Origin of the sequence: Clostridium sp. UBA7339, assembly GCF_002470865.1 — a bacterium.
Taxonomy (GTDB): Bacteria; Bacillota; Clostridia; order Clostridiales; family Clostridiaceae; genus Clostridium_J; species Clostridium_J sulfidigenes.
The window spans coordinates 64,207-76,184 of sequence record NZ_DKPI01000006.1; the positions used below are offsets into that span (position 1 = coordinate 64,207).

Consider the following 11,978-nt stretch of genomic DNA (forward strand, 5'->3'; position numbering starts at 1 on the left):
TTGTCCAAAATTTAATTTTTATACCTTATAGCATATAAAATCCGGTAGCACAAGTCAACCTGTAACTACCGGATAATCTAATCTACTAAGGTGCCAAGATGGAAGGTTACCGTGGTTCCTTTTTTAATTTCTTGGTTTCCTGCAACACTTTGTTCTACCACTAGACCTTCACCTATAAATTCACTCTTTAATCCTAAATCATTGAAAAGCTTTATGATACTTTCCTTTGTAAATCCCTTTAAATCAGGAATTATAACTGTATCTGCGCTTCCATTACTGCCTCCTGCATATAGGATTATCTCTTTACCTTCCTTAAGAGTAAACCCTGGTTTTGGATTTATATCTGTTATAGTGCCTCCACTACCTTCTACTCTAATAGTTAACCCTGCATCAGTTATTACTTTTTTAGCATCTGCAACTGATAGTCCCCTAACCTCAGGAACAATTACATCTGCTTTTAAACTTTCATCAACTTCCATATAGCTTCCATTAGGCTTCATTTCTGTATAATTAAACAAATCATTAAATAACTTTTGTCCAACTGGGGCAGCAATTTGTCCCGCATAGTACCAAGATGGATTTGGTTCATCAATAGATACAAATACTGTATACTTTGGATTATCAGCAGGAGCCATCCCTGCAAAGGATGATAGATACTTACCATTTGCATATCCACCATTAACAGTGTCTACCTTTTGTGCTGTACCAGTTTTACCAGCAATTCTATATCCATCAATTTTAGCCTTTGATCCTCCACCTGCACCAACTACTTGTTCTAAATGAGATCTCATTTCAGTCATAGCCTCTGGAGTAAAACGTTGTTGCTTTTCTATCTTATAGGTTTCATCAACTACTAGCTCTTTTTTATCATCATAATGATTTATTTCCTTCATTAAATGAGGTGTTATCAAATATCCACCATTGGCAATTGCATTGAAAGCTCTCATAAATTGAACTCCTGTAGTTGTATTGCTTTGTCCAAAGGATATAGTAGCTAAGTCTGTTACAGATATATCTTTTGTGGCTTTAACTATACCAGCTGATTCACCAGGTAAATCAATTCCGGTTTTATGTCCTAACCCAAACTTTTCAATATATTCGTTAAGATTTGCAGCACCTAATCTTTCTCCTAAAACCATAAATCCAACATTACAAGAATTTTTTAATATTTCTTCAAAGGTTTGAGGACCATGACCTGAAGTCTTCCAACAGTGAATATTTCTTCCCCCAATATTAAGGGAGCCTCCACAATTAAAAGCCTCTCCCTCTGTAAGAATCCCTTTTTCTATGGCCGCCGTGGCTGTAACTACCTTAAAAATAGAACCAGGTTCATAGGCATCACTGACTAATCTATTTCTCCACATCTGCTGAATGTCATCATCTGATGTTCCCCCAACCCACGGATTATTAGGATCATAATCTGGCTTATTTGCTAAAGCCAATATTTCTCCTGTATTAGGATCCATAACCATAATTGATACTGCTTTAGCCTCATTATCTGCCAAGGCCTCTTCAGCTAACTTTTCTGCAAAGTTTTGTATATTTTCATCAATGGTAGTAACTACGTTTCTTCCATCAATAGGTTCTGTAAATTCTGAGATTGTATATGGTAATCCCTCACTCTTTTGGTCAATTTCAGCAACTTTAATTCCTGGAACTCCAGATAGATACTTATTATAATACAGTTCTAACCCTGTGAGTCCTTCTCCATCTGAATTAGTATGACCTAATATATGGGCAGCAAAATTACCATTTGGATAATACCTTTTCGTATCAGGTGATATTACTATACCATTTATGTTATTATTTTTACAAAACTCTCTTATGGCATCTGTTGCATCCTTTTCTATTCTTCTCTTTAATATTGCAGAGCCTCTAGGTTTTCCATTGGGAAGAGGATTAGTTAATATGTGTAACACGTCAGCCTGTTCTTCTCCAATTATTCCACTTAGAGTTGTTGCAACTTGTTCCATGGTCATTCCATTATTTTCTATATCTTTTCTTAAAGTGTTCAAATCTAAGTCCGCTCTATAAACATTAGCACTTATTGCTAGCTCATTACCATTTCTATCTAATATCTTACCTCTTTTAGCATTTATCCTAACATCACTGGTCCATTGCTGTTTCGCCAAAGACTTATAGGTTGATTCTTCAACAAACATAACATAACCTAATCTTATACTTAATCCTAGGAAAACTAAGAAGGCTAATAGCATAGCTAACATCATTCTCTTTTTCATTAACACCTTATCAACAAAATATTTCTTTGCCACCTACAATTACCTCACTAACTAATTAAATAATAAGTTTTTAATTTTATTTAATAAACTAACCCCTTTTTCTTCATTAGTGCTACTTGTAGCTATCTCTTTAATTGCATCAATATCACAATAGATTGCATTAGTACTCTTTGGTTCAATCATTTTTAATTCTTTAGTGGCAACTTCTTCTATGTAGGAAAAATTGTTAAACTTAAGTAGTTTTATTCTCAAATCTTCACTCTCTTCTGTTAGCGTTTGTATCTGCTCTTGAAGAACTATTATTTCCTTTTGATTATTATATATAGCACTGTATCTAGATACAATAATAGCCCCAACTAGTCCTACTGCTACTATACTTCCATTAAGCTTTAAAAATTTTGCTATCTTTTGCTTTCTAACTTTTCTTAATTCTTCTTTACTAGGGCCTTGTTTAGTAGGAGTTTTTACCCTTTCTCTAGGTAACGGATTTACCTGAGAAGCTAAAGCTGTATTCCCACTTACCGTATTTTTTCTATTTTCTACTACCATTTTACTACCCCCATCTAGTTTTTAGAACTAAATCTTTTTACATCCCCTTAACTTGGCGCTTTTACTTCTTGAATTATTAGCAAGTTCTTCCTTAGTGGCTTCTATAGGCTTTTTGTTAATCAATTTAATTATTGGCTTTTTCCCACAAACACACATAGGAAGATCCTTAGGACATTTACATGGATCCACTAAATCTCTAAACTTATTTTTTACAATTCTATCTTCTAAAGAATGGAATGTAATTATTGCCATAACTCCATCCTTATTTAAAGCTTCTATGCCATCTCCTATGGCTCTATCTAAAATACTCAATTCGCTGTTTACTTCTATTCTAATACCTTGAAATGTTCTTTTAGCAGGGTGTCCACCCTCCCTTTTAAACTTGGCAGGTATGCATTCATCTATAATTTTTACAAGTTCAAGGGTAGTTTCAACAGGTTTTACTTTTCTTTTTTCTACTATCCTGCTCGCAATTCTTCTTGAAAACTTCTCCTCCCCAAAATCTCTAAGAATTCTAAAGAGTTCATCCTCACTATATTCATTCACTACATTATAGGCTGAAAAAGCTTCTTCCCTATTCATTCTCATATCTAAGGCCGCTTCCTTCATATAACTAAAGCCTCTTTCACCTTGATCCAACTGATAAGATGAAACTCCTAAATCCATGAGTATACCATCAACTTTTTCTATTCCTAAAGACTCCAATATGTCCTTAATATTATAAAAATTATTGTGTACATAGGTAATGTTATTAAAATCCTTTAGCTTTTCCTTTGCAGCCTTAAGAGCATCTAAATCTTGGTCTATTCCTATTAATCTTCCCTTTGGTGAAAGTTTCTTTAAAATTTCCTTTGAATGACCTGCTCCACCTAAAGTACAATCAACATATATACCATCTTCTTTAATATCTAACATTTCTATGCATTCTTCTAACATTACTGAAAAGTGTTTAAATTCCATTATATATTCTCCTTTGTTTCGTCTATGGTTTATAAAATATAAACTATAGAATCCATTTATACACTTTTCATTGTACCATAAATAATTCTATAAGTTTACATAAATTCCTTTTAAATATTCCCTAAATGAAAAACTTTTTTTAAACAAATTTATAGATATATATAAAGAATCTCCAACTAATTTCAAATATATTACATTTATATAATATAGTTCCTTATTTTTCTACGGTTTTTTCTCTATTACTCTATATAACTTGTAGAATTATTGAAATTCCCTTTTCTGTAGAGTATAATTTAAAAGAATGAAATTTTTAAGTAATAAGCCACATGGTTTACATAGAAAGGACGAGTATTATATGAAATTAGGAATAGTAGGTTTACCTAACGTAGGAAAAAGTACATTATTTAATGCCATTACAAAAGCAGGAGCAGAGTCTGCTAACTATCCCTTTTGTACTATAGAGCCAAATGTAGGAGTTGTTAGTGTACCTGACAACCGTCTTGATGTATTACAAAAATTATATAATTCTAAAAAACAAGTGCATACTGCCATAGAATTCTATGACATAGCAGGATTAGTTAAAGGAGCAAGTAAAGGTGAAGGACTTGGAAACAAGTTTTTATCTCATATAAGAGAAGTAGCTTCAATTGTTCATACTGTTAGATGTTTTAAAGATGATAATGTTGTTCATGTAGAAGGATCTGTATCACCTATAAGAGATATTGAAACTATTAATTTAGAATTAATTTTTTCTGATTTAGAAGTCCTAGAAAGAAGAATGGAAAAGTCTATAAAACTAGTACGCTCAGGGGATAAGACTGCAAAGGTTGAATATGCAATTATGGAAAAAATTAAAAAACATTTAGAAGACAATATGCCAGTTAGAACTTTAGAGTTTACAGATGAAGAAGATGAATTTGTTAAATCTCTTTTCTTAATAACTTCTAAACCTGTATTATATGCATGCAATGTAAGTGAAGAAGACTTAATGGAGTGTGGCGGAGAAAACGAAATGGTAAAAGAAGTAGAAGCCTATGCTGCTAAGGAGAAATCTGAAATTATCATAGTATGTGCTAAATTAGAAGAAGAATTATCTACATTAGATGATGAAGAAAAGAAAGACTTACTTTCAGAGTATGGTCTTGAAGAATCAGGTCTTGATAAACTAATCCATGCAAGTTATAAACTTCTTGGACTAATGAGCTACTTAACTGCTGGTGTTCAAGAGGTAAGAGCTTGGACAATTAAAATAGGTACAAAGGCACCTGCTGCTGCCGGTAAAATTCATACCGACATTGAACGTGGATTTATCCGTGCTGAGGTAATTTCCTTTGATAAGTTAGTTGAATGTGGTTCTGAAGCTGCAGCTAAAGAAAAAGGCTTCTACAGACTTGAAGGAAAAGAATATATAATGCAAGATGGAGATGTAGTAAACTTTAGATTTAATGTATAATTATTCTAAAATTAAATTCTTTATATAATTTGAAAATGTATGAGTGAAATTAACTCATACATTTTTTATATAATGTATTATTCAATTATAAACTTTGAAATCTCAAATTTTAAAGTTTCAGATAATTCATTTAAATTTTGAGTATATCTTGAAATTTCATCCATATTAGCAGTAATTTCTTCTGTAGAAGCTGATATTTCTTCTGTGGCTGAAGCAGTGCTTTCTGAAATTGATGTAACATTTTCTATTTCTTTTACTACATTAATTTTTTCATATTGAATATTCTCAATAGATTTTTTAATTTCACTTATCTTACTTGATAACTCAAGTACACTTCCAGATATGTTTTCAAAAATTTGTGAGGTTTCACTTACCATTTTTCCTTCTTCATCTACCACTTGTTGAGAGTTATTTATAGCAGATACAGCTAACATAGATTTTTCTTCTATCGCTTTAATCATAACATTTATTCTATCAGTTGAACTCTTTGATTGATCTGCTAATCTTCTTATTTCATTAGCTACTACAGCAAATCCCTTACCTGCCTCGCCAGATCTAGCTGCCTCTATAGATGCATTCAAAGATAATAAATTAGTTTGTTCTGTTATATCAGAAATTGTTTTAGATATAAGATTTATTTGATCCATACTTTCATTTACTTCTTTCACTATATTTCCAACAACTTCAAAAGTATCTTTTATTTTCGTTGAACTGTTTATTAGCTCTGAAACTATTTTGCTTCCTTCAATACTATAATTCTTTGTATCTTTAGATATACTATCAATTTCTGTAGAGGAGTTTTCTATATTATCAATTCCTTGGGCTAAATCCTCCATATGGCTTGCACATTGAATAGTACTTTCAGCTTGATTAGATGCACCTGAAGCTATTTCATCCATGGCTATATGCGTTTGTGAAAGGGCAGTAGTAGTTTCATTAGACATTATAGCTAAATCAGCTGCAGTTTTTAATACCACCTGAGATGACTTGTCCACATTTTTCATTAACAGTGCAATTGATTCCATCATATTGTTAAAGTAATCTCCTAATTCTTTAAAGTCATCTTTGGACTTAATTTCTACTTTACCTGTAAAATCTCCTTTGGCAGCTTTAGATATTACGTTCTTAACCTTTTTCATATTTTTAGCGATGCCTTCTCCTAAAATTACGCTTATAATTATTGCAACTATTCCTATTACAATTATCCCTATTATTAAAAAGCTTCTAACTGCATTAGTATCTTTTAATAATTCTATTTCCGGTATAAATGCCACTAATTTTATGTTTTCTAAGGAATTCAAATTATAAACTACAAAATTTCTTTTTCCATTATTACTTAATTCTATAAAACCTGAATTATCATCTACTACAGATTTAAGTTCCTCATCTACCTCTATTAAATTTTTACCTATTAAGCCTTCATCTGTATGAGATATAATATCCCCATTACTACTACATACAACTACAACCCCTTCATCACCTATTTTTATGTTAGATATACTTGAACTAAAAACATCTAAAGATAAATCTAATCCAACAACTCCAACAACCTGTCCATCCTTTACCACTGTCCTAGCCAGTGTAACCGTAGTTTTTTGATCTTCAGCACTAGTATATGGAGATGTAATTATATAGGAGTCCTTATTTGCTGTAGCTAAAGTATACCATTCCTTCTCCTTATGATTATATCCATCTGGAAGATTAATTTTGTGGGAAGTATAAAAATCACCATTCTCTGTTCCATAAAACACTGTACTAATATTAGAATCTGATACTTCTACATTATTCATATGACTTATTATATCTTTAATGCTTTCACTACTATTGTCCAACTCAATAAACTTACTGTTAAGTGTTAGTGAATTTATTTGATTCGCTACTGTATTAAAATAATTTTCTATCCCTCTATTCACCTCTACCAGTGTTTGACCAGTGGAGTACTTTAAGTTATCCTTAAGTAAACTATAACATTCATTATAAACCAATAAGGCTATAAAAATTAAAGGGATAATAGATACTCCTAGCAACGAAATTATAAGTTTACTCTTTAAGCTGTTTAAATTCTTTTTCATATACCCATCCCCATTCAAAATTTATTAATATAAAGTTTTTCAAACTTTATATTTTAATTTTCGAAACATTCATAAAATTCTTTATATAGAATAATTATACTAATATACAATTATTAATTAGGTATGTAGTTGATTGAAGTTATAAAACTAAAATGGATGTTTCGAAGAGCAAAACCTATATAATTAAACTTCTCTTCCAAAGGCAATCGCTCTATTTTAAATAACTTAATTAAATATAAATGGAGGGTATTATTACAACTCATCACCTTAAAAGTTGCATAATACTCTCCACTTTACACTTATTGTATATTTATTCCCTCAATATTGAAAATATATGATATGCTAATACATTCCCATAAAACTAGCTAGTTATATAACAATATACCTATATTACTATTTCACTATATACCTATATACCTATATTAATTTTTACATATATAAATAGTTATATATGAATATAGTTAACTATTTGTTCTATTCATGGGGGTTTCAAGGAATTTGCACCATTCCTTTACCATCATTTCTTCTCATATTCTATACACTGCTTACTTATTAACTCCATTATATTATCCATAGTAATTTCTTCAGCATCAAATATTAACTCCATGGCATCTTCCACAGTTTCTATAGTATATATTTTAAATTCACCTTCAAAAATTGCTCTCTCAACTTCTCTTGAAAGTACTAAATCATCTTTATTAGATAGAGGAATAACAACTCCCTTTCCTTCCGTATCATCCATGATTTTACACACTTCGAAGAATCCTTCAATTTTTTCATTTACACCACCTATAGGCTGTACTTGACCAAATTGATTTATGGATCCAGTAATTGAAATATTTTGTTTGATAGGAATCTTGCAAAGAGCAGATATTATAGCTAATGCTTCAGCTACTGATGCACTATCACCATCTATAACTCCATATAACTGCTCAAAGCTAAGATTGAAATCTACTGGTAGAGTTTTATATCCTCCATTGATATTATTAATATATCCTTTTAAAATATTAATTCCCTTAGTATGAATTTTACCACTTAGGTTGGATTCCCTTTGAGCATCAATGATTTTTCCTTCTCCCTTAAAACAGGTACAGGTTATTTTAACAGGTTTACCAAAACTTGTATATCCCGTATCAATGACAGAAAGCCCGTTAATTTGCCCCACCTTGCTTCCCGAAACATCTATTAACAATCTTTTTTCATCATATAACTCTAGATATTCTCTTTCTATAGGTTCTTTCCTATAAGCAATGTTCTCTATATTATCTCCATCAATAAACTCCCTTGCCTCTTCTGCTGCTTTATAATTAGCTTGTATTATAAGGTTTGATAATTCATCATGGTCAAAATGTATCTTATTTTTATTTTCTGCCTTTCTAGATAAAAATTTTGCAATTTCTCTTATGCCACTAGATGTTATAGGTTTAATATTATTTTCCTTAGACAATCTATTTATTTCTTTTATTAATACAGTTTTAACCTTATTCTCAGCCTTCAATACTCCTCTATAATCAGCCCTCGTCTTAAATATTGTTCTGAATTCTTTATCATAGTTATACAATGCGTCATAAATATCATAATCCCCAATTATTATTACTTTAGTATTAATTGGCATAGGTACTGGTTTTAAACTACTTAAAGTAAATAGTTCTATATATCCTCTGTTGTAATCCAAGTCTACTTTTTCTGATATTATAGCTCTTTTCAAATAATAATAAGACTGAGAATTACTAAGTAGACTACTGGCTCTAAGAATTAGGCATCCCCCATTAGCTCTTAAATAACTACCTGCTCTTATGGATTTTACAGTAGATACATATATATTATTATGATTTTCATAATCTATAGATCCAAAAAGGTTAGATACACTAGGATCTTCTTCAAAGATTACTGGTGGATATTCAATATCTGAATTATCAACAATTACATTTACATCATATTTATATATAATGTCTCTTATAGCTTCTTCATCATCCTCGTAGCTTATAGAATAGTTTTCCTCAAGTTCACCCTTAATCTCAGTAATTAAGTAATGAATATAAGCCTTAGCCTCACTATCATCATTAAATTCTTCTTCTATTATTACATTTAACTCTTCCATTTCTTCTTTAAAAAAGTTATCCATTATCTCTCTAATTCTATTTATTTCATCATTTTTCATATTTCTTAACTTTTCTAATATGTCATTAGCATTTATCTTTAACTCATCCACTTTATTTAATATTTCAAATTTTTCTTCTTCCTTAAGATTATCGAATTCATCCTCTGTCATTTCTTTTCCATCAACTAGGGGTATAAATGTAAATCCATCCCCACTAGTTTTTATATCAAAACCATATTCTTTAGAAAGTTTAATTAAATCTCCAACTATTTTGCTACGCCTATCTTTAATAGTACTAATAAGGTGCTCTTTTTCTTTATTATCTATACCATTATAAAATTTAAATATACTTTCTGCATAAAATTCTTGAATTTTGTCTACTACCTTTTTAAGCTTATTTCCATATCCATTGTTAACAAACAAAGGAACAGGTTCCTTTACATTTCCTTTTATAACATAACATATATCCTTTGGTGGCTTTCCATCCGTCAATATATGTTTTACATAGCTAATAATATGTTTTACTCTATCCTTGCAAAATTCATCAACTAAGTAAATATTATATCCTTCCCCATTTAAAAGAAGTGAGGTTTTTATTTTATTATATGCATCCTTATATTGTGGCAATATAAATTCGCCTTCTATTTCTCTATCTTCAACAATTTCAAAATCGTACAAAACTTCACTGGGTTTTAAAACTCTTTTCATACTGTCCTCCCAAATAAAATCATTTAGTATATTAATATTCTTATAAAAGGACTTTTGGAACAAAAACATAAAAATTCATATTATAATTTTAAAAAATTCATGATATATTTTTAAAAATTAAACATAAACTTGTTATAACAACTTAATTATTATATAATAATGATATTGTGTAATATTATACACTTGAATACAGTCAGATATTATACGTAGTTATTTATTCTTCATGTAAAGGAGTTATTCATATGGGATTCAAAGACAAATTATCACAAAGTTATTCTAATGCTTTTATAAATAGATATGGTGATAGAATAACACAAGTTCAAGGAAGGGCTTTATCTGTTAAAACAGAGGAGAAATCTTTTCTTGGAATTTTAAATACTATTATTGTTACTATTGTAGTGAAACAAGACAGTGCTAGAACTATAGCAACTTGTGTTTATAAGAAAAAGAGATGGTTTAAAAAGCCAGAATTCATTCCTGTATCTCAAGGCCATTCTTTATTAATCCAAGGTTTAAAACCTGATTATTCTAAAAAGAAAAAGAAGAAAAAGAAAGTTAAGGACTACATAAGCATAATGAACGTTATGAACCTTACTAATAAGAGAGACTTAGTTCCTGTTGAAGGTGGTCAAAAGAAGATACAGAGAGTAAGACAAGATAGAAGATTTAAATAAGTAATGAAGCTCCCTTGGCTGGGGCGCAATTGGAAAACTTAACTTTTTAGTTAGCACAGGATACTATTTGTATCCTGTGTTTTTTGACATACCTATAAAAAAGATGTACAATTCTAAATTGGTAGTACCAATTTAGAAAGGGATGTTTATATGAAGTATTTTCGTCAATTTGGAATTATTTTGGCAGTAACTTTTATTGGAGAAATATTAAAATATATTATTCCATTACCTATTCCTGCTAGTATATATGGTTTAATTCTCATGCTTATAATTTTAAAAACAAAAATAATTTCCCTTGAACAAGTGAAGGAAACTGGAACTTTTTTAATAGAAATTATGCCTCTTATGTTTATACCAGCAGCAGTTGGTTTATTAGTTTCTTGGGATGTACTAAAGAATATTTGGATTCCTGTTATTATAATAACTATTTTAACCACAGTTATTGTAATGATAGTGACAGGTAAGGTTACCCAGTTTATGATTAAGCTAGAGAGGATGAATAGAAATTGAAGGATTTATTATGTAATTCAGCATTTTTCGGAGTAGTGGTCAGTATTCTAGGCTATGAAATAGGGTTGTTTTTAAAAAAGAAATTTAATAATGGGATCTTTAATCCCTTACTTATTTCAATTCTTTTTGTAATGGCAGCTTTAGTTATTTTTAAAGTAGATTTTGAAAGTTACAATAATGGAGCAAAATATTTAAGCTATTTACTAACTCCTGCTACAGTATGTCTAGCAATCCCTCTATATGAGCAACTGGATTTATTAAAAAACAATTTTAAAGCTATTATAATAGGAATTTTTTCAGGAGTAGCAGCCAGTCTTATAAGTGTATTTTTATTCGCCTTGCTTTTTCAGTTTACCCATGAACAGTATGTAACCTTGCTTCCAAAGTCCATTACCACAGCTATAGGAATGGGAATTTCAGAAGAGCTAAATGGAATTGTTACAATTACAGTAGCTGTCATTATTGTAACTGGTATTATTGGTAATATCCTTGCTGAAGTTATTTGTAAGGTATTTCATATCCATGAACCAATTGCTAAAGGAATTGCCATAGGAACCTCTTCCCATGCCATAGGAACTTCAAAGGCAATGGAAATTGGAGAAATAGAAGGTGCTATGAGTGGTCTTGCAATAGCAGTGGCAGGTTTATTCACAGTAATTGGTGCCTCCATATTTGCTAATCTTTTGTAATTGTTGGGCTCTGCTTAAAATT

General features: G+C 30.4%; 9 protein-coding genes. 4 read left to right on the plus strand and 5 right to left on the minus strand.

Annotated elements, in window-relative coordinates; translation table 11 throughout:
• Positions 1 to 77 precede the first annotated feature (77 nt).
• The 3 genes from B2S02_RS03720 to rsmH are packed head-to-tail and all read right to left on the minus strand — an operon-like array spanning position 78 to position 3,749.
• Positions 78 to 2,273, minus strand: coding sequence for a stage V sporulation protein D (locus B2S02_RS03720; protein ID WP_346877394.1), 2,196 nt, complete (start codon positions 2,271 to 2,273; stop codon positions 78 to 80).
• A gap of 18 nt (positions 2,274 to 2,291) precedes the next feature.
• The gene (locus B2S02_RS03725; protein WP_346877393.1) at positions 2,292 to 2,789 is read right to left on the minus strand and encodes a septum formation initiator family protein; all 498 of its coding nucleotides are present in this window, start codon (positions 2,787 to 2,789) and stop codon (positions 2,292 to 2,294) included.
• Between the two features lie 27 nt (positions 2,790 to 2,816).
• Positions 2,817 to 3,749 carry a 16S rRNA (cytosine(1402)-N(4))-methyltransferase RsmH gene (gene rsmH / locus B2S02_RS03730; protein WP_346877392.1) on the minus strand — a complete coding sequence of 311 codons (933 nt, stop codon included), beginning with the start codon at positions 3,747 to 3,749 and terminating at the stop codon, positions 2,817 to 2,819.
• Between the two features lie 355 nt (positions 3,750 to 4,104).
• Here rsmH and ychF point away from each other — a divergent pair, with 355 nt between their 5' ends.
• Positions 4,105 to 5,202: a redox-regulated ATPase YchF gene (gene ychF / locus B2S02_RS03735; protein ID WP_346877391.1), complete on the plus strand. Its 1,098-nt coding sequence runs from the start codon at positions 4,105 to 4,107 to the stop codon at positions 5,200 to 5,202.
• Between the two features lie 77 nt (positions 5,203 to 5,279).
• On the opposite strand, the gene B2S02_RS03740 is transcribed toward ychF, so the two are convergent.
• Together B2S02_RS03740 and B2S02_RS03745 are read right to left on the minus strand one after the other, a co-directional pair.
• Complete coding sequence (locus tag B2S02_RS03740) at positions 5,280 to 7,274, minus strand: methyl-accepting chemotaxis protein (RefSeq protein WP_346920313.1); 1,995 nt, start codon at positions 7,272 to 7,274, stop codon at positions 5,280 to 5,282.
• A 517-nt stretch (positions 7,275 to 7,791) separates the two neighbouring features.
• Complete coding sequence (locus B2S02_RS03745; protein ID WP_346847913.1) at positions 7,792 to 10,083, minus strand: AAA family ATPase; 2,292 nt, start codon at positions 10,081 to 10,083, stop codon at positions 7,792 to 7,794.
• Between the two features lie 242 nt (positions 10,084 to 10,325).
• Here B2S02_RS03745 and B2S02_RS03750 point away from each other — a divergent pair, with 242 nt between their 5' ends.
• From B2S02_RS03750 to B2S02_RS03760, 3 genes are all read left to right on the plus strand, one after another.
• Positions 10,326 to 10,757, plus strand: coding sequence for a hypothetical protein (locus B2S02_RS03750; protein ID WP_035129279.1), 432 nt, complete (start codon positions 10,326 to 10,328; stop codon positions 10,755 to 10,757).
• Positions 10,758 to 10,907: 150 nt separating this feature from the next.
• Positions 10,908 to 11,267, plus strand: a complete 360-nt coding sequence (locus B2S02_RS03755) for a CidA/LrgA family protein (protein WP_346847912.1) — start codon at positions 10,908 to 10,910, stop codon at positions 11,265 to 11,267.
• Positions 11,264 to 11,956 (plus strand): LrgB family protein, encoded by a 693-nt coding sequence (locus B2S02_RS03760; RefSeq protein WP_346847911.1) that lies wholly within the window; start codon positions 11,264 to 11,266, stop codon positions 11,954 to 11,956. Before B2S02_RS03755 ends, B2S02_RS03760 begins: the two co-directional genes overlap by 4 nt.
• The last annotated feature ends 22 nt before the right edge of the window (positions 11,957 to 11,978 follow it).

Bases quoted from the DNA above. Each gene is read 5' to 3' on its own strand.
- B2S02_RS03725 (WP_346877393.1), bottom strand. From the start codon at position 2,789: ATGGTAGTAGAAAATAGAAAAAATACGGTAAGTGGGAATACAGCTTTA.
- rsmH (WP_346877392.1), bottom strand. From the start codon at position 3,749: ATGGAATTTAAACACTTTTCAGTAATGTTAGAAGAATGCATAGAAATG.
- ychF (WP_346877391.1), top strand. From the start codon at position 4,105: ATGAAATTAGGAATAGTAGGTTTACCTAACGTAGGAAAAAGTACATTA.
- B2S02_RS03740 (WP_346920313.1), bottom strand. From the start codon at position 7,274: ATGAAAAAGAATTTAAACAGCTTAAAGAGTAAACTTATAATTTCGTTG.
- B2S02_RS03745 (WP_346847913.1), bottom strand. From the start codon at position 10,083: ATGAAAAGAGTTTTAAAACCCAGTGAAGTTTTGTACGATTTTGAAATT.
- B2S02_RS03750 (WP_035129279.1), top strand. From the start codon at position 10,326: ATGGGATTCAAAGACAAATTATCACAAAGTTATTCTAATGCTTTTATA.
- B2S02_RS03755 (WP_346847912.1), top strand. From the start codon at position 10,908: ATGAAGTATTTTCGTCAATTTGGAATTATTTTGGCAGTAACTTTTATT.